Origin of the sequence: Streptococcus suis, from assembly GCF_017601095.1 — a bacterium.
Taxonomy (GTDB): Bacteria; Bacillota; Bacilli; order Lactobacillales; family Streptococcaceae; genus Streptococcus; species Streptococcus suis_Z.
The window spans coordinates 1-22,756 of sequence record NZ_JAGFUX010000007.1 but is presented as its reverse complement, the minus strand read 5'-3'; the positions used below and the strand labels follow the sequence as shown (position 1 = coordinate 22,756).

The 22,756-nt window shown below is 39.1% G+C and carries 25 protein-coding genes; all 25 read right to left on the bottom strand.

The window, feature by feature from the left end:
* Positions 1-12: 12 nt before the first annotated feature.
* Positions 13-465, bottom strand: a complete 453-nt coding sequence (locus J5566_RS06960; protein WP_105111023.1) for an SMI1/KNR4 family protein — start codon at positions 463-465, stop codon at positions 13-15.
* Positions 466-477: 12 nt separating this feature from the next.
* A complete protein-coding gene (locus tag J5566_RS06955; RefSeq protein WP_105111022.1) occupies positions 478-2,196 on the bottom strand; it encodes an HNH endonuclease in 1,719 nt (572 codons plus the stop codon).
* Complete coding sequence (locus J5566_RS06950) at positions 2,196-2,384, bottom strand: hypothetical protein (protein WP_208562676.1); 189 nt, start codon at positions 2,382-2,384, stop codon at positions 2,196-2,198. Before J5566_RS06950 ends, J5566_RS06955 begins: the two co-directional genes overlap by 1 nt.
* Before the next feature lie 56 nt (positions 2,385-2,440).
* Positions 2,441-3,100, bottom strand: a complete 660-nt coding sequence (locus J5566_RS06945) for a PoNe immunity protein domain-containing protein (protein WP_208562675.1) — start codon at positions 3,098-3,100, stop codon at positions 2,441-2,443.
* A gap of 15 nt (positions 3,101-3,115) precedes the next feature.
* Positions 3,116-4,987, bottom strand: coding sequence for a pre-toxin TG domain-containing protein (locus J5566_RS06940; protein WP_208562674.1), 1,872 nt, complete (start codon positions 4,985-4,987; stop codon positions 3,116-3,118).
* Complete coding sequence (locus tag J5566_RS10535; RefSeq protein WP_228475849.1) at positions 4,987-5,385, bottom strand: hypothetical protein; 399 nt, start codon at positions 5,383-5,385, stop codon at positions 4,987-4,989. The genes J5566_RS06940 and J5566_RS10535 overlap by 1 nt, the downstream gene beginning before the upstream one ends.
* Positions 5,385-6,074, bottom strand: coding sequence for a DUF5081 family protein (locus J5566_RS06930; RefSeq protein WP_208562673.1), 690 nt, complete (start codon positions 6,072-6,074; stop codon positions 5,385-5,387). The genes J5566_RS10535 and J5566_RS06930 overlap by 1 nt, the downstream gene beginning before the upstream one ends.
* 3 nt (positions 6,075-6,077) lie before the next feature.
* Positions 6,078-6,374: a WXG100 family type VII secretion target gene (locus J5566_RS06925; protein ID WP_044693354.1), complete on the bottom strand. Its 297-nt coding sequence runs from the start codon at positions 6,372-6,374 to the stop codon at positions 6,078-6,080.
* 3 nt (positions 6,375-6,377) lie between these two features.
* Positions 6,378-6,785 carry a hypothetical protein gene (locus tag J5566_RS06920; protein ID WP_105111020.1) on the bottom strand — a complete coding sequence of 136 codons (408 nt, stop codon included), beginning with the start codon at positions 6,783-6,785 and terminating at the stop codon, positions 6,378-6,380.
* A gap of 12 nt (positions 6,786-6,797) precedes the next feature.
* Entirely contained in the window at positions 6,798-7,550 is a 753-nt protein-coding gene (locus tag J5566_RS06915; protein WP_208562755.1) for a hypothetical protein, read from the bottom strand.
* Positions 7,520-7,783: a T7SS effector LXG polymorphic toxin gene (locus J5566_RS06910; protein WP_208562672.1), complete on the bottom strand. Its 264-nt coding sequence runs from the start codon at positions 7,781-7,783 to the stop codon at positions 7,520-7,522. The genes J5566_RS06915 and J5566_RS06910 overlap by 31 nt, the downstream gene beginning before the upstream one ends.
* A gap of 9 nt (positions 7,784-7,792) precedes the next feature.
* Complete coding sequence (locus J5566_RS06905) at positions 7,793-8,077, bottom strand: TIGR04197 family type VII secretion effector (protein ID WP_044693342.1); 285 nt, start codon at positions 8,075-8,077, stop codon at positions 7,793-7,795.
* A 5-nt stretch (positions 8,078-8,082) separates the two neighbouring features.
* Positions 8,083-8,517, bottom strand: coding sequence for a YwqH-like family protein (locus J5566_RS06900; protein WP_044693341.1), 435 nt, complete (start codon positions 8,515-8,517; stop codon positions 8,083-8,085).
* Between the two features lie 2 nt (positions 8,518-8,519).
* The gene (locus J5566_RS06895; RefSeq protein ID WP_105137954.1) at positions 8,520-8,849 is read right to left on the bottom strand and encodes a DUF4176 domain-containing protein; all 330 of its coding nucleotides are present in this window, start codon (positions 8,847-8,849) and stop codon (positions 8,520-8,522) included.
* Positions 8,850-8,861: 12 nt separating this feature from the next.
* The gene (essC, locus tag J5566_RS06890; RefSeq protein WP_208562671.1) at positions 8,862-13,232 is read right to left on the bottom strand and encodes a type VII secretion protein EssC; all 4,371 of its coding nucleotides are present in this window, start codon (positions 13,230-13,232) and stop codon (positions 8,862-8,864) included.
* A gap of 12 nt (positions 13,233-13,244) precedes the next feature.
* Positions 13,245-14,387, bottom strand: a complete 1,143-nt coding sequence (gene essB, locus J5566_RS06885; protein ID WP_244228975.1) for a type VII secretion protein EssB — start codon at positions 14,385-14,387, stop codon at positions 13,245-13,247.
* A 13-nt stretch (positions 14,388-14,400) separates the two neighbouring features.
* Positions 14,401-14,643, bottom strand: a complete 243-nt coding sequence (locus J5566_RS06880) for a MoaD/ThiS family protein (RefSeq protein WP_044693335.1) — start codon at positions 14,641-14,643, stop codon at positions 14,401-14,403.
* A 110-nt stretch (positions 14,644-14,753) separates the two neighbouring features.
* Positions 14,754-17,102, bottom strand: coding sequence for an SA1320 family protein (locus J5566_RS06875; RefSeq protein ID WP_208562669.1), 2,349 nt, complete (start codon positions 17,100-17,102; stop codon positions 14,754-14,756).
* Between the two features lie 11 nt (positions 17,103-17,113).
* Complete coding sequence (locus tag J5566_RS06870; RefSeq protein ID WP_172067381.1) at positions 17,114-17,494, bottom strand: hypothetical protein; 381 nt, start codon at positions 17,492-17,494, stop codon at positions 17,114-17,116.
* A gap of 314 nt (positions 17,495-17,808) precedes the next feature.
* Positions 17,809-18,021: a hypothetical protein gene (locus tag J5566_RS10530; RefSeq protein WP_244228974.1), complete on the bottom strand. Its 213-nt coding sequence runs from the start codon at positions 18,019-18,021 to the stop codon at positions 17,809-17,811.
* A gap of 10 nt (positions 18,022-18,031) precedes the next feature.
* Complete coding sequence (locus J5566_RS06860; RefSeq protein WP_208562668.1) at positions 18,032-18,220, bottom strand: hypothetical protein; 189 nt, start codon at positions 18,218-18,220, stop codon at positions 18,032-18,034.
* A gap of 3 nt (positions 18,221-18,223) precedes the next feature.
* Entirely contained in the window at positions 18,224-18,604 is a 381-nt protein-coding gene (locus J5566_RS06855) for a DUF1433 domain-containing protein (RefSeq protein WP_208562667.1), read from the bottom strand.
* Between the two features lie 4 nt (positions 18,605-18,608).
* Positions 18,609-19,061: a type VII secretion EssA family protein gene (locus J5566_RS06850; RefSeq protein ID WP_208562666.1), complete on the bottom strand. Its 453-nt coding sequence runs from the start codon at positions 19,059-19,061 to the stop codon at positions 18,609-18,611.
* 1 nt (position 19,062) lies between these two features.
* Positions 19,063-22,320, bottom strand: a complete 3,258-nt coding sequence (gene esaA, locus J5566_RS06845) for a type VII secretion protein EsaA (protein ID WP_208562665.1) — start codon at positions 22,318-22,320, stop codon at positions 19,063-19,065.
* A gap of 64 nt (positions 22,321-22,384) precedes the next feature.
* Positions 22,385-22,681: a WXG100 family type VII secretion target gene (locus J5566_RS06840; protein ID WP_044693326.1), complete on the bottom strand. Its 297-nt coding sequence runs from the start codon at positions 22,679-22,681 to the stop codon at positions 22,385-22,387.
* Positions 22,682-22,756: the final 75 nt, after the last annotated feature.

The window sequence follows — 22,756 nt, the reverse complement described above, 5'->3', positions numbered from 1 at the left end:
GGAATAATTCCCCTATATCTTGTTATAGTATAAATTTTCTAGAAAGGTTGTAAAATTATCTTTTAAAAAATAAACATTTGATTCCTCTGAGGATTCTTCAAAAATAAACGCATGATCCCAAAAATAGATACCTTTGTTTTCGCCTACTGTAATCATCACAAACAGTCCTCCATCATAACTTGTAGCAAATATAAATGAATCATCTGGAAGTTCATCTCGATATTCTAAATGCCAGTCCAGTAAGCTAAAGTTTTTATTCTCTGAATAGCCCAATAATACACCGAGAATTACCTCCTCTTTCAGTTCATCAATGAAAAAAGATAAATATTTTTCATTTGGAATACCAACATTTACTTGTAACAAAAAATCCTTATAATCTTTAGGGAATTCTACATTCATTTCTTCTGCAATTTTTAACAATTGAATTTCTGACATAGTATTCCCAAGTGAATTAAATTGATGCATTTTATTTTCTCCCTATTTTTTTCTCAAAGCGAATCCACCTTTATGAGTAAATCGAGCATGGATTCTTGTTTCAATTTCCTGTAGAGTCTTACCATCCTGATGATGGTGCCAAGTTGCATCTAAGGATTTTGGGTATTCGGCTAATTTGTCTGCCTTTGCAAAGTCCCGTGTCCGACTCTCGAATCCTTCTTCCAACAAAACTTCCTGGTTAACATAGCCGGCACCTTTAAAATCAGGAAAGCCATCTGTATATTTAATAATATTACCTTCCCAGTCCGTGTAAATCCACTCAGGCGGAAGCTTACTATAATCTATTTCAATTTTTCCACCTTTATCCAACCATTTTTGTGGTGCTGGAGAGTTTTTAGGCTTAGTATTCAAAATACCTGTATCTGATAAATCTAGCGACAGTATATTATCTCTCAGTTTACCTCCACTCTCCATAACCTCATCCACACTGCCATCCAAATTCTTGGCAAAGGCTTGGATGTTATCCGCTAGTCCAGACAACTTCCCTGGAGGCGGAGTTGGCATAAAGCCATCAATCAATTGTGGTTCTAAACCAATATTAAGGCGGAAATTCTGTGCTGCGGTGCTGATTGTCTCATCTGCATGACGAAGTTTACCAGCAACATTGTCAGCTAGTGATGATACCTTATTAGTCACTAAAATGTCAAGTTGTTTTCCAAAATCATCAATTTTAGTGACAACTCGCTTCCCAAAGTCATCCACATTCTTAAGAACAACCTTGAAGTTATCCACATTCTTAGTCGCCTGCTCCATACCTTCCTTGAAGCTGGTTTTCAAACTTGCCTTGATGCCTGCCAAGCCTGCTACCTTGCCTGTCTTGGCCAAATCATTGAGGTAACCAACACCTGGCACAAGGTCAAACAAGGCAAAGGCTCCACGCATCAAGCGCTCACCATCATCAAGCTCACGACCGGTCATCCAGTCCTTACCTGAAGCAGCTGAATACATGTCCGCTGCCGCCAAAGCAACGCCTGCCACAGCTCCTGCAGGAGGACAGAAAATAGTCAGAATGACAACACCAGCCGCTAAAAGAAGGTCTCGTTTCCCCTCAAAAGCCGCCTTCTCATCATTAAGGGAATGATAAGTAAAAGCTCGGGTCTGATGACTGGCAAAGAGGTAATCCTCCTCGCTCAGCTTGCTCTCTTTATAGTCATCGCTAGACTTGTAGGCCTCATACATGGCCTGAAGCCGTTTCTTATAGGGATTGTCAACCTGATAAAGTTCCTTGAGACCAACTTCTTTGGCCAAGTTTTCCCGAGTACCCATGTACTGGCCAGCTTCGCTATAGATGACCTCAGTTTTCTTAAACCCAATCTGGTTGCTGGTTTTATAATCACTGATGTTCAAAGCCTCTAGCCGATTCCCTACCTTGTCCAGCTTTTCGTAGAAAGGCTGGTCAATCTTATCCTTCAGGTACTGTTGCACCTTACCAGCATAGGTTTCTAAAGCGGTCAGTTTAGACTGCAAGCTAATCGCCGTCACATGGTCATCATGGAAGTAAAGATTGCCAATAGCCCCATCCACATCCAACTCATTGATGGTCCGTTTGGCCTTCTCCGTAATCTCAACCAGAGACTTGATCCGATTCGCAAAGCCCTGACTACCACTAAAACCACCACCGGAGCCAGTCTCAGTAACAGAGCCTAAAGCACCCTTCATTTTGCTCCACTTGTGAAGATGAAGCTCAACATTTTTTGTCATTAGCTTCCTCCTTCCTCTGGTGGGAACAACTGCCTCAAATTATCAGCCAATTGTCCACCGCCCTGCAAACTATCTCGGAAGTTCTGTGCCAGAACCTTATCTTGTTCCAGCCATTGATTCATCAGGTAGAAAACCTCACTATTGGCTCGACTGTACAAATCACCAACCTCATTGACCTTGTTAAACATCTTATAGTGATCTTTTGGAAAAATAGCGAGCTGAAAAATAGCTCTGCTAATTACTGCTACTCCTGCACCAACAAATCATAAGGGAAATAATCTAAATTTTTCAATCGCTCATCAAAAATACCTTTGATTTTACAAGTTGCCGCCGTATCAAAAGCCCAGTAACCATAGTAACCACGATTATCATAATGATGTGTCTCATACCAAGGTGCATCTGAATGTTCATAATACCAAAAACCTTGGGCTTTTTGAACACTGTCAAAATCATCACCAATCATATTCTGATACTCTAAAACTGAACGATATGGGACAATTTTGTCATGAAACAGATAAGCCATATAGTACTCAATCACACCATCGGTATGTGTTAATTGATCATAAATTGATTTTAATACATCAATAAACTCTTCCTTACGATCACTATAAAGGACTCCCAAAGCAAATACATCAACTGCTCTATAAAATGGTACACCCTCATTAGCAACCTGGTCCAAATAAATTAATGCACCTTTATAATAATCAAATAGATTATCAATCTCAACTCCAATGGAGTAGCCGATTTTGAAGAGGGTTTCATATTCTCTAACTAAGTCACGAAAATGATCCTTCAAATATTCTTTCTTTACATTAGGAATTAATGAAATATCTTCCTCTAGGTTTAATTGATAGAATTGTTGCAATCGGTAAAAATAATCCTCATTTTTCTTTTTATCTCTCATTTATTTAATCTCCTTTCACGGACGTATAATATTCCCATCAATATCCAAATTATCAATACTGATGTGACCATTTTTCTTTATTTTAACCAACTGTGTTCCTACATTGCCTTGCTTAATCTCTTTAGTAATCACTCTAGCCTGCTCCTCTCCCAAAGCATCAACCAATCTATCACCAATCCACTTACTCTCCATTTGCTTAGTGCCATCTTTCAGATAACTCAACCGCGAGCCACCATACTTAGCTTCCGCGATAATATACGGCGGATGCCCATCTGGATTATAGTAAACACCATCAATGCCGTGGTGTGTAACATTATCAAGGTCGGCAGTGATGTCCAAACTGATACGCTCATAACCCCGTTGACGGAAAATTTCATCAGTGGTCATCTCGCCATAGTTACCCTTACGCATATTGGTCAACAGTTCTTCGACACCGTCATCAACTTTTCCAATGAGGTCTTGCTGTTTTAGAATATCGTCAACCGAGTGAACACCGAGATACTCTGGTATACCACCTTTTTTCAAGAGTTCAATAAACTCCTCTTTTGTCGTATAGAAGTGATGACGAGATTTAAGCCGATCTAAACTCTTATCTCCTGCACCTTTGACAAATTGTTCTGCTGGTGTGATTAGTTTACTGCCTATGGCTGTATCACCTACTGTTGTTTCCACAACATCAGCCATCATCATGCGCTGACCTGTCATCGCATCTTCGAAAACACCAATCGTAGGAAGATTTAACGAAAAAGTCTTTGCTCTCTCCAAACCTTCTTGAGCAGCCTTGGATAATCCTAGGAATGATTCATCTACTAAATCAAGACCAAATGTTGTGAATTGCTTACCAAAATTATCGAACTGACGAACAACTCGCTTCCCAAAGTCATCCGCATTCTTAAGAACAACCTTGAAGTTATCCACATTCTTAGCCGCCTGCTCCATACCTTCCTTGAAGCTGGTTTTAAGGCTTGCCTTGATGCCTGCAAAACCTGCCACCTTACCTGTCTTAGCCAAGTCATTGAGGTAACCAACACCTGGCACAAGGTCAAACAAGGCAAAGGCTCCACGCATCAAGCGCTCACCATCATCAAGCTCACGACCGGTCATCCAGTCCTTACCTGAAGCAGCTGAATACATGTCCGCTGCCGCCAAAGCAACGCCTGCCACAGCTCCTGCAGGAGGACAGAAAATAGTCAGAATGACAACACCAGCCGCTAAAAGAAGGTCTCGTTTCCCCTCAAAAGCCGCCTTCTCATCATTAAGGGAATGATAAGTAAAAGCTCGGGTCTGATGACTGGCAAAGAGGTAATCCTCCTCGCTCAGCTTGCTCTCTTTATAGTCATCGCTAGACTTGTAGGCCTCATACATGGCCTGAAGCCGTTTCTTATAGGGATTGTCAACCTGATAAAGTTCCTTGAGACCAACTTCTTTGGCCAAGTTTTCCCGAGTACCCATGTACTGGCCAGCTTCGCTATAGATGACCTCAGTTTTCTTAAACCCAATCTGGTTGCTGGTTTTATAATCACTGATGTTCAAAGCCTCTAGCCGATTCCCTACCTTGTCCAGCTTTTCGTAGAAAGGCTGGTCAATCTTATCCTTCAGGTACTGTTGCACCTTACCAGCATAGGTTTCTAAAGCGGTCAGTTTAGACTGCAAGCTAATCGCCGTCACATGGTCATCATGGAAGTAAAGATTGCCAATAGCCCCATCCACATCCAACTCATTGATGGTCCGTTTGGCCTTCTCCGTAATCTCAACCAGAGACTTGATCCGATTCGCAAAGCCCTGACTACCACTAAAACCACCACCGGAGCCAGTCTCAGTAACAGAGCCTAAAGCACCCTTCATTTTGCTCCACTTGTGAAGATGAAGCTCAACATTTTTTGTCATTAGCTTCCTCCTTCCTCTGGTGGGAACAACTGCCTCAAATTATCAGCCAATTGTCCACCGCCCTGCAAACTATCTCGGAAGTTCTGTGCCAGAACCTTATCTTGTTCCAGCCATTGATTCATCAGGTAGAAAACCTCACTATTGGCTCGACTGTACAAATCACCAACCTCATTGACCTTGTTAAGCATCTTAGCGTAATGTTCCATCGCCTTAGAAGCCTCACCACCCTCATAGTATTTAGTCTGGGACAAGGCTTGGAGTTTCGGAGCCAGACGCTGTTGAAAGGATAGCTCTATGGTGGTCAGATAACGCATAATCTCATGCATCTCATCGACATTCATAACAATCTGTTGACTGGATGCACCACCGCTATCATGATGAATTGATTCTTTACCCATCAAGCAAAATCCTCCTCTCTAAAGGGAATTCCTAACCAAGTGTAGCACCGTTCTAGAAAATAGTATTGGCTAAACCGTTGTAACACTTGTTTAGACGTTTCAACCCCATACAAACGACCATCAATCTCTCGGAATAACCAAGACACGACCAAATCGTCCCGATGCTTGGACTCAAGCATCTGACGAAGCGGATAGTGCTGGATAACAACGGTGTCATCACCAGCTAGTGCCTCCTCGATTTCTGGAGAGAGAGCCTCTTCCTTGGTTAAGAAATCACCTTCATCCGCCTGAGGCTCTCTCAGTAAAAGAGACGGTAATTTTTCTTGAAAGAAAGCTAGCCGAGCAAGTGGGCCTATCCGCAATAACTGATACCCCTCTTGGCTATCAATTAAGATAACCGATTCCCCGTGATTACCCGTCAGCATAACATAAGCATTATTAACAACAGTTAGAGAATAACCCGTGCAATAATCCTTCAAGGTTTCCACAACCACAAATCCAGCCTTGGTCAGGTCATCATCATCTCCGACAAGACCTTTAGCCTTTAATGACTCATGGGCAATCTCCCAAACAGCTCCTGAAGGGAGGGAAAGCTCATCTAAACCTGGCAGACCAAGCAAGGTATCGCCATCAAAGGCTCCAATGAGGTAATAAAGCTCATAGATTGAAAAATAATCTGTTCCTGCCATAGACTACCCCCTTATTGAGGCAACTTCCGATGAACTGTTATAGTCATCAATGGATTGCTTCAAACTCGTTACTGCTGTTTCATGTTCTTTCATGATACCAATCAAATCATTGTGATACTGATAGATAAGGTTCAAATAAGTCATAAAGGCGTTTTTCGTTTGCCCACTCCACGCAGCACTTTCCAAATAAGAGCGTAGTTCGCCAACCGTTTGATACGAAGAAGCTAGCTCTTTATTGATATCTTTAGATAATTGCAAAGCTGTTTCGAGTTCCGAATAAGTTATTTTTAATTCTGCCATGAATTACCCCCGATTCTTTTTCGCTGCTTCTTCAGCCTTACGACGGCGACGCTCTGCTTCTCGTCTACGCTCCTCAGCTTCCTGAATCGCTAAACGATGGTAATACTGATACCTACTGTAAGCCGCAGATACCGCCTCAGCTAATTTGGCTCCATCACTCGTCTGATGTGATTTGAGAAGCACAACCTTAGACCTCGCAGTTGATTCACTATCTGAAAAAACATCCTCTGGGATATAGCTCGCTTCCATATTAGGGCGATTCGATAAGTAAGTATCAACACGCTGACTTAACTGTTTCTCTTTTCTATCAAAGTCTTGAGACAAGGACAACAGCTTATTATAAAGGCGTTTATACTGGTCTCTTTTTTGTTCTGTAGGTGTTCCACCACCAAACCAACCAAAAATAGACATAGATTTTCCTTTCTATACTTCCAACAACTGGACAAATTCATAGCCATCTGGGCAAAGTAAATAGCCTTGATTTGATTTCAGATACGGTTCATTGTTAATATAAGGGTAACGGGTATGATTTTGATCACTAATCCGTTGACCTAAGAACACTTGCCCCACCAAGTGGACAATCATCTTAACATAATTGTCATAAGTATTGTTAACCAAGTCTTGAACTGCACCTAAAGCCAAGTCTATCCAACCCTGCTTACTTCTCTCTTCCGCTGCCAGAGCTTCAAATCGTGCTTGATCTCGTTCTTGGGCAGCTTGTAAGCGCTCCGCGTTATTGCTAAGATGATTTGCCTCATAAGCTGTCGCAAAACGCTCAATGTTAGTTAAACGACCAATATCCCCGGATTGATAGGTTGCCACTGTCCTAGGGCGATTACTATACTCCGCCAAGAGCGCCTTTGTTGAGGCGAGCAACTCTTTAAAAGCTGACAAATCATGACTAGCATGGTTACTCTCATATTGCTTGATTGACTCATCTAAGGTCTTAATATCATTAATAATAAAGTTATAATGCTGGATGGTTTTGGTGTGACTGCTTCCAGAGTAAGATACCAAATCAGATATTTTGGACCTGGCGGTATTTAATAATTCAATCTGACTTTTCAGATGATCTCGTGACGTCTTCAAGTCAGACTGTAACGTCGTAAAGGTATTCTCTGGCAACTCTGCATGGTTGTTGCTGTCTATGTTATAATAACCATCCTTATAAAGCAAGAGACTAGCGAGTAATCATTCATCAGATTGATTAATGTCTGCAAGAACGTGCCGTGAACTTCGCTCAGATAAGTCCGAATACTCGTAACTGCTTGACCTTGGAGGTTGGGGTCATTGATGAAACCTGACATAGCTGTATTCAGACTAGAAACAGACTCACCCCATGAACCAATGGTTGTCTGGGTGCTAATCTGGAGAGAGGTGATATCGTCGAATTTGATTTTATAGCCCATCATCCCCTCCTAATTTAATCCTGAAAATAAAGCATGTCCAAGAACATTATCTGTGTGAACCAGTTCCTGACCTGTTTGTGAAATCAAAGCAATATCCGTTTCCAAAAGCGAAGCGTAGGTTATTACAAGAGCTGAAAGCTCCTTGAACTGTTCCTGATAAAGCTTCATCACTTTAGAGTCTGATGTCGTTTCTGGCAACGTACTACTGACACCTGCAAGACTTTCTTTTGCGGAAGTAAGGCTAATCACATGACTTCCAAACGCAACATTTGATAACTGTATCGTTCCGAACATGAATTTCACCCCTCTTTCGTATGGAATAGCTTCTCTATCGCATTACTAAGGTTATTGATTTGACTTTGACACCAGCCAATAATCCCATTTTGCTCATTCTTTTGATTCTCTAATCGTGTAATTTCATCACAAATAGCGTCATAAAAGGTATTCATTTCTGTTTGAAAATTTCTATAGCTTCCTGAAAAGTCATTCCAACTTTTTTGGAAATCATTCTTTTTCTGGCCTTTCCAATCTGGTTGATCTTTTTTCAACATGACAGATACTTTAATATCATTAACATCACTCTGAATATTACCGATTGATTTTTTTACTGAGCGAAGCCTCTGCAGTTTTTCATCAATTGAAGCAATCGTGGTTTTTGCGGATGAAATGCTCGAACGATGCCTATTAACTTGCCCCTGAAGCTGATAAACTTGGTTATAATCAACTTTACCCATTCTTATCCTCCGATGCCATTGACCTCATTTAGTGTAGCAACATCTCCTTTAGGAATATCCGTTGTAGCTAAAATATTGGCAATATTTTCTAACATTATCTCGTTATCATCATCCGTATATCCCTCCTGAACAACCTTTAAGATATCTTCATGGTTAAAGTAGATGAGACTATCCCCCATCAATCCTTCAGGATAGAGACAAGCACCATAATCAAAACGATAGACTTCACCTTTGACTGGTGCCGCAATGACACGAGAAATAATCATCATTTTTTTGGTATTCCCTTTTAAAATAACGACACTTCCTAGTGGTAACATTGTAATTTCTGACATCTTCTGTCCTCTCTATAGTTCTAATAATTGAATAAACTCATACCCTTCTGGGTGTAAGATATAGCCTTGATTTGGTCTCAGAGCTGGTTCGTTATTAATATATGGATAGCGTGTATGGTTCTGATCGCTGATTCGCATGCCAAGGAATACTTGTTCCACCATTTGGTTAGCCAATTTGACAAAAGTATCGTAGGTATTTGATACCAAGTCTTGATAAGTACCAATCAACAATAAGGTCACACCATGCTGGCTACCTTCGACCAGTAACTGTTTGAAGTCTGCTTCGCTCAAGCCAGATGCCATAGCTGTCGCTGCCACATCTGGAATCAAAATCAACCACTTCGGATAATCTGGACTTGGATTAGATAGGCGTTTCTTGAAGTCATCAATAATAGCTTTCATCACATTTTCAACTTCCAAAGAGCTATCAAAGCGTTGGACTCCTTCAAAGAAGTTTGTTGATAACCGCTGACTAGAATCCAGAATTACCGTATTGTATACGCCAGACAAGCGGTTCAAATGATATTCCAGCAATTTGTAGTAATTGTTCACAAAAGCAGGGCTATCTGAAGCCATAAGGATTGGACGTTCAAAACTCAAGATAGCTGGCTCAACAGCCTCCCTCTCAAGTCCCAAAACAAAGTCTTGGCTCATCGCTAAGCTATCTGCCATAACCTCCTTGGTAACCTTTTCTGGCAACATTGGTATACCAGCTGGAAATGGTCCACTATAGGCTGCGCACATTGCCTCAACTTCCGTCTTAACTTCCTTAATGTAATCTGTATAGTGTTCACTACTATAAGGTAGTACCATTTGGAATTGGACAATCTCATCAAACTTGGCAATAGCTCGGCCTTTGATTTCATCCAAAGGAATGTTGGACCGCCCGACAACACCTGACAGGTCACTATTATCAAATAAGAAGAGGGAAATCTTAGTCTTGAAGTTTGATTGTAGCTGCAAACGCATGGCATTGAGGCGAGATAGGGTCACAATTAGATAGATACCAAGTGACGCACCATCACGAGCAATAACATTTAAGACATCATAGAAGGCATCTGAGAACGGTGCATCCATGACACTATCAAAGCCATCAATCTCGATAAAGATAGTAGGAAAACTATCTTCTGAAAGCTGATTATACTGACTCAGGTTCGTTGCCTTGGCTTTAGACAAGGCGCGCTTACGAGCTTTCACTTCTTTCATCAAGAAGCGAAGAGATTTCATGATTTTCTCTGTCTCATCCAAAGCAAAATAGTCTGCCACATGTGGGAAATCTGATAGCGAAATCAAGCCACTAGTCCCAAAATCATAGAGATAGAAGTGGACCTGTGCTGGCGTTTGTTTTCGCATGACATCTACCGCAAAGTTTTGTAGGAAGGTTGATTTCCCGAAACCTGGGCTAGAGACTAATAGAATGTGTCCTCGTTGCTCCATATCAAAGTAGAGCGGTGATTGTTCTTGACGCTCAGGGATATCTTGATAGCCCACTAAGATGGATTGAAGATTGTCTGAAGTTCCCCAGTAGTCCTTGAAGTTTACAGAAGCCAAATCTTTGGCATAAACTTTTTCCGCTAATGGTGGTAACCACGGACTAGCTACTTTCGGAATATGGAGACCCTCAAACAGTTCATGCGCTTCTTCCACAATGGCATCCAATTCTGTCGGAACAGCCTTGGTCTCTTTTTGTTTGTTTAGTCCACTCAAGTCTTTATTGATGGCATTGTACTGGCCGCTATCTGTGATTTCGTAGACTGTCATATCACGTTGGACACTATTTCTACCTTCAGGATTATAGTCAGCTCCAGACCAAGCACTTTGGAACAGTTCATAAATTTCATTGTTCCCCACTTGCAAGTAAGCCCGACCAGTTTGAGTAATCTCTGCCGCATCTGGGGTCTTAATAACTTCTCGTGAGTCCGCTACATCTTGTACCTTAAGAGCAATTTTAAACTTGGAGTTGGACCAAATTTGATCATTTACAACCCCACTTGGTTTTTGTGTCGCAAGAATCAGTTTTACCCCAAGAGAACGACCAATGCGGGCTGTAGAAACCAACTCATCCATAAATTCTGGTTGATTCGCCTTCAATTCCGCAAACTCATCACTAATGATCAATAGATGAGGGAGTGGTTCTTTAACCTTACCTTCTTTAAAGAGCTTGGTATACTGATTAATGTGATTGACGTCATTTTCAAGAAAAATTCGTTGACGTTTCTTAAGTTCTGCCTTAATCGAAACAAGTGCTCGATTGGCCTGGTTACCATCTAAGTTTGTAATGGTACCAACGACGTGTGGCAAGTCCGCAAAGAGATTAGCCATTCCTCCACCCTTGTAGTCAATTAACAGAAAGGCTACTTCATAAGGGTGATAGTTTACAGCCAAAGATAAGATATAAGATTGTACAAGTTCTGATTTCCCTGAACCTGTTGTACCAGCAATGAGACCATGAGGTCCATGTGCCTTTTCATGAAGGTTGAGGTAGAGAATATCATCTCGACCTCGAACACCTAGTGGAACTGCCATCGTTTGGTAGGTTTCATTTTCCTCCCAGCGTTTCAATAGATTCAATTCTTCTACGCGACTCACTCCATACATTTCCAGGAAAGTGATACTATTTGGAATCGAATTACGCAAGGTTTGGACATGATTTATTGCTGCCATATGACGAGCAAAGTTATCCTTTTCTGACAAAGCAACTGCAGGATGGGGTGTGAAGATTTTATTGACATAGACACCATCTTGAAGCAACAAAGTACCTTTTTTGTCACCTCTGAAGTCAACAACCGTTTTAACGTGTTCAGGCAAACTTTCAATCACTTCTTCTACAAAGATATAGTGAATACCAAGATCTGAAAGATCTTCGTTGATATATTCCATAATATTATGGTCGAGCATGAGGCTCAAGTCTGTAATCAATAAGATATATCTAGGTGTATATACTTTTTCTTTCCCCTTATCCTGCTCACTATCTAGTTTTCGTTCCTTTATGATTTGGTATAGTGAGGTCAATAACTGGTCTCGAGTCCGCTGGCTATAGACAAACCCTCTACTATTCAGCGCTTTTATCTTTGTATGAGGCAACCAACGACTCCAATTCCATAATGACAACTCCTCCTCTCGAAAAATCGGAATAAACTGAACATCATGATAACTTTGGAAAGTTGCAATTTGCATCATTAATTGCTGAACTTGCTCAATCACGACACGACGGGTACCAATATAACCAATTGGACTCGAAATTGTCGTTGTAATAGGAACGTCTTCTGTTAAGCGATAGTAGCTAAGTAATTCTCGAACTTTCTGACCAGCCTCTTCGTTATATTTTGTTAACTCTGAGTCTGCATAGTCAACTTGAAAACTAGCAGGCACATCACCAAGTCCAATACGATAACTCAAAAAGTCGAAATGGAAAGGTGTTTTCTCATAAATTCGACGGTCAGTTTTCTCAGCCATCTGAAGTATCGTTGATGTATCTGGATTGTGATAAAAAAGAGCTTCTTTTTGTTCACTGCGGTATTGAGCCAAATCTTCATATTTGGTATCCAAATACTCCATATACTCTTTTATCTTTTTATTCTGAGTTTCTTTATGGGATTTTCTATCTGAAAAATAGGAATGAATGGATGTCCCTATAGTAACCAAAGACATCCCCATCATCATAATGACCATTCCTCCACCCGATGAAAAGAGATAGGTCAGACCTGTAAATAGAATCATCGCCAAAGGAGTTAACAACAATTTAATGAGAGATTGTTTTTTTCCTTCATCTTCTGTTGGTGCCGAAGCAATCGTAACTTTTCCTTCTGGCTCACGTAAAATGATCCTTGGTGAACGGTGAAAATCACTCGTTCGATCCTCTACTGTCACTTCCGCTAATTCAACCAGTTTGGTTTTTATTGTAAATAGCGTCTGCACTAGTAATACTTGCTTTTGAAAACGAAGTACCAGTCCTTGCTCAAAAAGTAATTCATCATAATCCTGAATGTGATGTTTACCAGATACAAATTGACCATTTAGGTAAAAAGGAATTGTACTTTGGAGATACCGCTTATTCTCCTCTGTTGTTACAACGATTTCTCCATTAAATCCGTTAAGAGAAAGAAGGGCATCCAGTTTCCCTGATAAATGAAAGGTCTTGTCATCTAGCAGATAGTATTTGGTTTCTTCAAACGATAGGAGCGTTATTTGAAGCTCGTCTGTTACGGAAATATCATACCGTCCACTTGTATAGTATTGTCCTAGTAAACGAACCCCCTCGTGGTCAACAGTTAAAACAATTTCATCCTTAGTAGGGATAACAATTTCAGCATCTATACCAAGTTGATAACTCCTCTCCGGATAAAGGGTATAAACGGATTGTTCATAGATTAAATAATGCATCTTCTTCTCCTTTTATTCCGATTCTGTTAATGCTTGAGTATCCGTTTCAGGAGTCAAATAGGTTTTCTTCAATTCTTCTAACTTACTCTTATAGCTATTTAATTGTTCTGTCCGTTTCTCAGCAGATAATTCTGAGTCACGTTGCACCTCATCTATTTTCTTCGTCAAACCATACATCATTAACTGAGGGTCATCCAAATAACTTGCAATATCCATTGCTTCATCAATTTTTGCTTGACCAATCAAAATCCAATACCGTAAATAATCTTCATTTGATTGAGTGGAAATCTTACTCAATTCAGATTTTTGCTCTTCCGTCAAGGGCTCTGTCATGATAACAGAATAGGCACTAATAAACTTATCATCCTGACTAAGAGATTTAGAGTCCGCATCCTTTATTACCGTCACAACTCCTGAATAGTCTTTATTGATAAACGCCAATCTGAGAGAGGATATCATTTCTTGACGTGGCATCGCAAACAGTAAGAAATAGAGGATTCCTGCAAGGGATACTACCGTAGCAATAGAAACTAAAGCAGTTATGGATTTTAATCGAGAAATATACTTATTTCTAATAAGTGAAAAGTTTTCCGTGATGTCTTGCTTTTCAATGTTGTATTTTTCTAGTAATAATTCCTGAACTTCCTGAAGAGATTCTGCCTGAACAATCGATTCACAGAAAAGATTTCCCTTATAAAATGGGAGTTTACCTGCCATTAATTGATCATAAGTCGCTTTTTTGTCCATCAAAGAGACAATCATAGCTTTAAAGGAAGTTAGAAAGGCAGTATCTGTAACAGCTTCATAGGGAGGGAGCTGTTCTTTTATCCCTCTAAAGATGAAACGAGGCTCCGCATTGCGTGAAAATACAAGGCTGCCTGGTGATAATTCGTAAGTGTAAATGGAATCTTCTAAGTCACTGTAAAGCTCCCCAATATTCAGTAAATGACGCAATTTTTCTTGTGCATTCATGCCTTCCAGTAAAGACCAATCATACAACTCCTCTGTCAATTCACTTTCAATAATCAACCGACTTTCTTCTTCAGCTACTTTTTGAGTAACAAAAAGAGGATGATGAGCAGTCAATAAGGCATATGCAACCTCACGATTTCCTTTCACATCCTCAACAACTAATTCACGTTTTTGTGTTTCCATACCTGTCTCCATCTTATAAAGTTTCCAATTGTAGTAATACTCCGTCTTTTAGTAGTTCTAACCGACTCGTACTTGTTAGTATTTGACCAGACTGATGATCTCTAGCACTGGGATTGATTAATTCAAATCCTAAATTATAAGCTTCTGATACAATCTGTAAGAGTTCTTTCAATGTCAAATGAGTTGGTACACGTAAGTCCAGTTCTTGTGACACAAAAGGATTACAATTTAAGCTAATCATGATAAACTCATTCATAAAAAGCCACTCCCCCTAAATTAATTTCACTATTTATTATATCATGAACTTATCAAAAATATACCTTCAGTAGAAAAAATAATAGGAGAAACTATTTTCGTTTCTCCCTATCATGAAGGATTTAAAGAAAAGTTTCTTGCCTGTGGACTAATGACGCCACTAGGCATACTTGGAAGGGTGCTATCTTGATTTCCAAAACATTCTCCAACTAGTTGATTGAAAAAACCAGTTAATGTTCGAACTTGACTTAATTGAAGTGAAAGTGTTGAGATGGCTTCACCGGACATTTGAGAAGTTAAGGTATCAATAACGTAAGATAATTCTTGTCCAATTCTAGCAGTTTGTTGCTGGATGACTTTTTGACTGGCTACAATTTCATCCAAATCAAAGGCAACGTAGACCCCTTCTTCAATGATTGCTTTCAACTGAGGTTTCATGTTCTGTAGATCGCTCTGAGCTGTTTTGGTTATCTCCAATGCCGATACCAATTTTTCAGTTAGCGGCTTGATTTCATTGTTTGCTGTCCTAATTGATGACTTCAGATTGGAATCATATAACCTAGAGAGATTCCCCCAGTACTCTCTCTTCATCTTAAATCCTTTGTCTACCTTGGTCTTCCTATCAATATAGATATCTACTTCAAATGAACTTTTTATTGAAGAAACCGACTGATTAAAGTTCTCTAACTGATTTGACCATCTTTCAAGCGAGGACTGAACGGATTGAAAGGCTGTTGAAAATCCAGTTGACACATCCTTTGCATATATAGCACTTTTTCGTTCGACTTGTTCATCAAACGCTTGTAAGACATCCTTGACATCATCAAAAATACCCGTTTCTTCAAGATATGCTTGATAGGACCTTGGAACTTTTTGAACGGTTAACCCTTCAAGACTGCCCCCTGATTGTATCTGACTACCTAGCCAGTCATCCATAGTTTGGAAATGGTCAGCAAGCCCCAACGTCATTTGGGCAACGTTCTCTACAGCCAAGCTTAACTGGGACAGATTGGCTTGTTCGATGTTCAAAACCTCTGTTAAGGATTCACTAATCCCATCTTTTTTCCCTTCACGAAGACCTGTTCCTTCAAAGATTGTTTCACTTTTCTTTTTGAGGTTCTTAGCCGTTTCTTCTAGAATATCTGATGATTTCAAAACACTTGGTGTTGGGTTAATCAAGATAAAACCACTAGACTGTTCCGAAGTGGCTTGTTGGGACAATGTCTGACTATAAGAGCTAAGGTGACTCAAAGTACTATTATAAGGGGATAACTCCAAATAAGCTCCTGAACTAAAATATGCCGGGTATGGAATAGTATTGCGCAACATTTTTGGAGAGGCTAGCTGTTCAAAAATCGAGCGTTTTGAAACCAGTTGACCCACCGACTCATGCATCTTATAAAACACCTCTGTTAACCGGGTCTCTTTGAAGCGTTGGACAATGCTTTCCTCCACTTTTTGCTTACGAGTTTCAAAGTCACCTTTTATTTTTTCGTTTTTCTCTTGGCAAAGTTGACAAGCTTTAATCATAGCTGGAATTTCTGTCAGAGCCAACATATTTAGATTGCTTGATAACATCCTTAGTGTATCAGGACTTATCTTGAACCTCTGACTACCAGATAGATCAATACCACCACTTGATAGAAATAGATTACGAGCCGTCGTATTAGTCGCTGACAAAGTAATATCTTCTACCCCATCAGAATTAATATCCGCCTCTGCATAATAATTTTTCTTATCCACTACTAGCCCGTACTTGTCCACCAAGTTGCCATGCTTATCAAACTGCCAAGTAGAGAGCCCATGATGATGCAAAAAATCAAGTCCCTCAATATCATTTTCTTTGTAAGGGGCAATAGCACGTGCAATTCCAAGTGGATCACCACCATAGTTTCCTATCCAATCTTTTTCGTTGCGATAGCTAACCAATTTGTCAGTATTTGCTTTAGCCCAGGCTATTTCATCCTTAGTTAGCATATTGGATGGATTTGGGGCATTAAAGGTTGTCGCAGCCCATTGATTTTTAATGGCAACCATCTGACCTAGATAACCACCTAGTGAATGCCCTGTGGTGTCTATCGTTGCTTGAGGGTATCTTCGACGAATCTCAGCAGCAAAGGCAAGCGCGCTATCAACCTGACTATCGGAAGGAAGTTGAGGAGCTGTCTCGAAATAGTTCTGACCACCTATGACACTATTAAAATCTGTTTGGAGGTCTTTTGCATCCCAAAAATTTGTCCCCGCGTAAGCAATGGTTATGTTATCATAGTCCACTAGCCCATTCACCACTGGCGCAACTGCCATGGCCTGCATGCCGTTGGCGGTGTTGTCTTCTAAAGCGAGGACTTGGAATTTACCGTTGGCTACAGTATCACCTAATTTAATGATATCCAAAGTTTTTCCAGAGTCTACTTGATAAACATCTTCTGATATGGAGTTATAATCTTTTTCGGTAATCATGATACTTCTCCTTATTCATAGTATAAAACATCCACTTTACTTTCTTGCGATACTAATTCTGTGCTATCAACTTGTCTAATCTCTTTTGAAGAAAAACGGGATGTCCTAATCTCTCCGCCGAGTTTTCCTTCAGATAATGAGAGTTTGTATTGCCCATTAATCTCTACTGTTATCCACCAACTTCCAGGCATTTCTTCATATTTAATTTTTGTGAATTTTACTTTTTTTATTGAATCGCCATCGACAAGTTCAATATGGTCTATAATATATTGAACTACTCTGTCTTGTTCTTTTTTACTTACTGTTTGTTTACTTCTAGACATACTACAACCTCCTAACACCATTAACATTCCAACAACGACCAGTGCTAACAATTTTTTCCAGTTTTTCATGGATTCCTCCTCTTATCTTATAATTAAGCTAGCCAGCTTCTTTGGGTCTATAATCAACCCCTTCTATATTACTATCGACCCAATAAGACTGTTCTGCTAATCTACTATTTTGTTTATCTATCAACATACTACTCACCCAAGTATATAACTTCTATCTCTTCAATATTAACGTTCTCATTTTTATTTTTAGGATTATGCCTCAACAAAGGTTCAAAATCTTCTATAGGATCTAGTCCAATTTCACCACTTTGGTTATTAAAATCATCTAAGCTATACGTTGAAAATACTGTCCTAAGATTCCTTTCACCATTTATTTAAATGCTTAACAAGTAACTTCCTGTTGAATTATTTTTTGTAAAATTTGTAAATTCTACCTTATCAACCTCATACCCCCTTGCAATCCATCTAACCACATTATCCTGTTGTTCTTTCGTCAATGTTTCTTTCTGTGACGTCATTCCACATCCTCCTAATATAAAAATTGTCATTGCGACTACTAAACTGATAAAAATTCTTCGTTTTTTCATTTTATATCTCCTAATCACAGTTAACAACTGGCGCTACAGCCATAGCCTGCATGCCGTTGACAGTATTGTCTTCTACAGCGAGGACTTGGAATTTTTTCCCTAAAATTTTATCTCCTTTTTCAATTGGAAAAGCCTCTTTGCCACTATCTACCGCATAAACCTTGTCAGCAATCCTATTATAATCTTTATGTGTTATCATTCTCTATTCCTCAAAATAAACTTTCTGTATTTTTGAAGTATTTATATCTTCCTCCCCATTTTTCAGATGTAACTCATTTCCTTTACTTCTAGAAATATGTTCAGTTACATCTATTTCTCCCCCGAATCCATTAAGGCTAATGGTTATATAATAAATGTCATTAACAATCGCATCACTACTCCATGTACCTGTAGTATTATTCTTTTCAAAATTTATAAACTCAATTTTTTCAACACCTTCATAATTCTGAGCTAAATACTCCACCATTCTATCCTGCTCTTCTTTATACTTTACTTCTTTATTGCTCTCAGTCATACCACACCCTCCTAAAATTAAAATTGCTATTGTTGCTAAAATACTGATAAATAATCGATACTTTTTCATCTTACTACTTTCCTCTCCGTTTGTTACGTAACAATGAGTACAAAGTCACAGTCATTCCCAAGACAATTATTAGAAGCATCTGTAAAGATAATCCCGTTTTTTTCTCGGTCAGGGACACTCCATAGCTATCATTACGATGTACCATCGTCTTAGAAGTAAACAATAGGGGCTGGTAGGTCTCAATGACACTATCTGTCTGGATATCGTGTAAAAAAAGACCCTGTTTATCTAATCGATAAGACTGCTCAGCTTCCTCTTGCACTTCAGAAATAGATTTTTCTGTTTCTGATTGAAACAATTTTGCCAAGTCGCTCTCCTGTTCGATATAACTAATTTCAGATTTTTCAGCAGTAGTCGTTAAATTAGCGTCTATTTGCAATGAACCATCATTTGCATAAACCAGCTGTCCTCCAAGAAATGACAGGTAAACCAACCCACAAAATAGCCATTTTTTCATCTTAAGACTCCCTTGAAACTGTTCGATAAAGCAAAACTGACACCCCGGTTAAGACTAATGCCAAAGCAACCAAAAGACTAACAGATATAGAAAGTTCCCCTTGTTGATTAATATAATTACGTATCATTAATTCCAGATAATTTAATGGGGAGAATGATGCAAGAAACTTCGTTGAATATACATAATATGAATCAAATAGTTGAGTTGCTGTACTCAGGTAAAGCATTAACAGTGCTACGCCGATTAAGAAGCCAAAACTTTTCAATTTCGCTAATAACAAATTGACACCATAAGTCATATTTATGACAATAAGAGCCATTAAAAAGATAAAGAGGCTTGTCTGACCGATTGAAAAGTCTAATTTATAACCTGTAACCAGTGCAAGAATAGCACCTGACAAGAAAGATGAAATAGAGAGGAATAGAACGGGACCTGTCGCATTTTTCCAAGACAGGCGTTGAGTCAACTTAAATCGTTCCTGCAATCCTTGGATATCCGAATGTTGTAAAAGATACGCAATAGCTAGACTAATCAGATACCCAATCAGAATGAGCATTAAGCTGGTTCGATCATCCTGACGTGTTTCCCCGCTTGTTGAACTAGATGCAACCGTCAATACATTTTCAATTTTGGAGGCATCTACAGGATTTGAGAGGTAGTCATAAACAGCTTGATTTTTCTGATTACCTATCTTTGTATTGCTTAATACAGTTGAAAATTGTTGAAGAAACTCTTCATTGGTCCCATACTGACCTGCCATAATTTCTTGTAATTCATTAACACGAGTGTTCAATGATTCACCATCAGTCTCTAGTGTTGTCACGTCCGTTGAGAGTTGTTGCATGCTGCTTTCAATTGTCTCTGCAACTGCCTGATTGGACTTTGTTTTTTCCATGAGACTTTGGCTTGCAGCCATCAATTCAGTCAGATCAGAATTCATATCCATACTTACAGTGACGATATCCGTATTCTCTCGTTTTTCTGTATCAGTAAATGCTGGCTTATCTTGAAGTGTTTTCTGAATAATTGACGTTTCTTCAATCAAACTTCCCGTTTGTGATATTAAATCCGTAGTTGATGTTCGAAGCCCTTCAATTGAAGCCAATAAGGAGTCAACCTCCGCTAAGCGACTTTCAATCTCATTCAATTCTTCGTCAGAAATTTTTAAATCATCTCTAAATGCCTCAACAGTTGTGGTTTTTATGAGGTTAGTAACGATTGATTTCAAATCATCACTGTTAGCTAAAGAAGCCAGAGACCCTTCTAGCGGTGTAAATGTTGTCGATAAATAACTACCTTGGGTTAAATTCAATCCATAATAAGCTGTCACTACCCCTGAAAGTTGCAGATACTCTTGAACATCCTTGTAAATTTCGCTCGACATTGACGTCGGGTCATAACTCCAATTTGATATCGAGTCTGTCACTTCATAACGTCGCTGTACCATTTTCTTTTCAGTCTCATTCGCCAACGTGATAGTGACAGTTTTTGTTGTATTTGAAGCAGTTGTTGGAGCGGTGGTTTCTGTCGTCTCTGTTTCCGTCGCCACTGTCTCACTAGTTGTAGTTGCAGAGGTCGTTTCTGTTGCTGGTACTGGTGTAGATTCTACCTGTGTTTCTCTACTAATTTCTTTTGGTTCTCCTGGTTTGACAACCTCTACTTCCTCTTCTGTTGTGAACGAGAAGGAAACATCGGCAGGTGTTAGTATTGAAAGTTTACTTTGATCTGTGACAGCTAGAGAATAGAAAAACTTAGCTGGTGTATCGTTAGTACTTGAAAAAGATAATTGATAGTGGGTATCACTAACTTTTACGGGATTGAACCCTTCTACTAATAATTGAAAACCACTTGGAACGTGAATATCAACAGTCTTTAGCATTCCTTCTAGAGTTGGCAAAGCCAGTTCACGACGTTGTTCAACCTGTGATATAATCTGATTTCTTATATGATTCAACGCCTCAGATTCATATGTCGCTGAGACACTTGCTGGTAATGGTAACTTTTCTTTGTTCGCATACCAAACCATAAAAGAATTAACATTCTTCAAGTGCTGTTTATCTGAATTCGATAAGGACAATCCATCGAGTGACTCATCACTATACATTCTGCTCGGCCACTTGGCAATGATCTGTTCAGACATACTTTTATTCAGAGCTGTAATGTAGCTCCCTAATGTTTGATTGGCACTAGATAAAGCAGAACTGTTGTCAGCTAGAGAACTCTCAACAGCTTCAGATATTTTGGAATCGTAGTTTGATAAGGTAGTATCAATTGTAGTATTTAACTCTTTCAATTGAGTCAAAAGTGTTGTAATATCCTCATTATAGGCATTTACTCTATCAGATGTTTCTTTCCATACAGCTGGTTCATTAAGGTTTGTCGCAATATGATCATTAATTTGATTGAGACTGGTTAAATTTTCATCAACATTTAACTTTGAGATTTGCTCTTCAAAAGCATGAAGATTTTCCTCTCTTGTAAGAATGGACGTTTGCCAAGCTTCTTGGAATGATTTTATCTGTTCTAATTCAGTCTCATATGATTTGTCTACATTGATGATAGAAGTAAATGCATCATTTGAGTTTGACAAATCCTTGTTAAATGCAGAGAAGGTTGATAATAAATCTGTAGGAGAAGTCGCCAAGCCCGTAAACTGTTTAGAATAACGAACCAGCGGATCAACCAATAGCGTATTGTATGAGTTTAAAGCTTTCCCTTCATTTGAAACAACTTCATTAACCTGAGCTTGAGCTGTTTGTAAATTTCCAATGATGCTTGCAAAATAGATATTTATTAAATCTTTATTGAATAAACTTTTGAAATCTACTACAGCTTGCTCGGCTTGCTTTACAGTTAGCTGTTCATCTGATGTTATTTGATATTGAAAATTTGCTTGCTTTGGAGCAGACTGTTCCAAGGCGAGAGCCTCTTCCGAGAATTTGCTTGGTAGAACAATCATCAATTGATATGCATCATTTTCTAATCCTCTTTCAGCAATTGCTCTTGATACAACTTCTACTTCGTAGTTTGTATTTAAATCAAAGGAGTGTAGAAGGATAGTCCCCATATTGAGCACTTGTCCATTATAGGTTGTACCTGTATCCTCATTTACTGCTGCAATTTTAAGCGTAGTATTTTGAACAACATTATCCGACGAGGTTGTACTTAATGAATTTGGCTTAATAACCGCAAAGAATGTTATTAGTGCCACCATTACTAGTAAGACAATTCCACTTGCCATCAATGTTTTACGATTCATATTATCTCCTTAATTCCAAAATAAAAAGGTTGAGGACTCCACCCCAACCTTACCAGATGTTTTATTATTGAAGACCGAAATTACGAGACAAATCTTGGTCATTTTGTTGCATTGCTTGAGCTGTCTTGTCGAGCTGTGTATTGATTTGTTGCATCAATTCTGCAAAGTTTTGAACTTTAGGTTTTAATTCATTAAACTGGTTGTCAAAACCTTGGAATGCTGCACCTTCCCACTCAGTACGAAGTGTGTCTTGAAGACGTTGAAGATTGTTCAAAATAGTATTAATATCATTTGACGCTTTTCCGTATTCACGAGCACGAGATTGTAGCGTTTCTGGGGATACACGAATTTGTCCAGACATAGTTTTGTCTCCTTTAACTTTAATGCATTTATTTTACCATAAAATTTATATTTTTACAAGTTATTTATGATTATT

Coding starts and splice junctions, on each gene's coding strand:
- J5566_RS06900 (WP_044693341.1), bottom strand. CDS start 8,517: ATGGGTAAAGTTGATTATAACCAAGTTTATCAGCTTCAGGGGCAAGTT.
- J5566_RS06875 (WP_208562669.1), bottom strand. CDS start 17,102: ATGATTACCGAAAAAGATTATAACTCCATATCAGAAGATGTTTATCAA.
- esaA (WP_208562665.1), bottom strand. CDS start 22,320: ATGAATCGTAAAACATTGATGGCAAGTGGAATTGTCTTACTAGTAATG.
- J5566_RS06910 (WP_208562672.1), bottom strand. CDS start 7,783: ATGGGCTATAAAATCAAATTCGACGATATCACCTCTCTCCAGATTAGC.
- essC (WP_208562671.1), bottom strand. CDS start 13,232: ATGCATTATTTAATCTATGAACAATCCGTTTATACCCTTTATCCGGAG.
- J5566_RS06945 (WP_208562675.1), bottom strand. CDS start 3,100: ATGAGAGATAAAAAGAAAAATGAGGATTATTTTTACCGATTGCAACAA.
- J5566_RS10530 (WP_244228974.1), bottom strand. CDS start 18,021: ATGAAAAAACGAAGAATTTTTATCAGTTTAGTAGTCGCAATGACAATT.
- J5566_RS06925 (WP_044693354.1), bottom strand. CDS start 6,374: ATGGCAGAATTAAAAATAACTTATTCGGAACTCGAAACAGCTTTGCAA.
- J5566_RS06920 (WP_105111020.1), bottom strand. CDS start 6,785: ATGTCTATTTTTGGTTGGTTTGGTGGTGGAACACCTACAGAACAAAAA.
- J5566_RS10535 (WP_228475849.1), bottom strand. CDS start 5,385: ATGGGTAAAGAATCAATTCATCATGATAGCGGTGGTGCATCCAGTCAA.
- J5566_RS06960 (WP_105111023.1), bottom strand. CDS start 465: ATGCATCAATTTAATTCACTTGGGAATACTATGTCAGAAATTCAATTG.
- J5566_RS06940 (WP_208562674.1), bottom strand. CDS start 4,987: ATGACAAAAAATGTTGAGCTTCATCTTCACAAGTGGAGCAAAATGAAG.
- J5566_RS06930 (WP_208562673.1), bottom strand. CDS start 6,074: ATGGCAGGAACAGATTATTTTTCAATCTATGAGCTTTATTACCTCATT.
- J5566_RS06880 (WP_044693335.1), bottom strand. CDS start 14,643: ATGAATGAGTTTATCATGATTAGCTTAAATTGTAATCCTTTTGTGTCA.
- J5566_RS06950 (WP_208562676.1), bottom strand. CDS start 2,384: ATGTTTAACAAGGTCAATGAGGTTGGTGATTTGTACAGTCGAGCCAAT.
- J5566_RS06860 (WP_208562668.1), bottom strand. CDS start 18,220: ATGATAACACATAAAGATTATAATAGGATTGCTGACAAGGTTTATGCG.
- J5566_RS06895 (WP_105137954.1), bottom strand. CDS start 8,849: ATGTCAGAAATTACAATGTTACCACTAGGAAGTGTCGTTATTTTAAAA.
- essB (WP_244228975.1), bottom strand. CDS start 14,387: ATGGAAACACAAAAACGTGAATTAGTTGTTGAGGATGTGAAAGGAAAT.
- J5566_RS06955 (WP_105111022.1), bottom strand. CDS start 2,196: ATGACAAAAAATGTTGAGCTTCATCTTCACAAGTGGAGCAAAATGAAG.
- J5566_RS06870 (WP_172067381.1), bottom strand. CDS start 17,494: ATGAAAAACTGGAAAAAATTGTTAGCACTGGTCGTTGTTGGAATGTTA.
- J5566_RS06840 (WP_044693326.1), bottom strand. CDS start 22,681: ATGTCTGGACAAATTCGTGTATCCCCAGAAACGCTACAATCTCGTGCT.
- J5566_RS06905 (WP_044693342.1), bottom strand. CDS start 8,077: ATGTTCGGAACGATACAGTTATCAAATGTTGCGTTTGGAAGTCATGTG.
- J5566_RS06850 (WP_208562666.1), bottom strand. CDS start 19,061: ATGAAAAAATGGCTATTTTGTGGGTTGGTTTACCTGTCATTTCTTGGA.
- J5566_RS06855 (WP_208562667.1), bottom strand. CDS start 18,604: ATGAAAAAGTATCGATTATTTATCAGTATTTTAGCAACAATAGCAATT.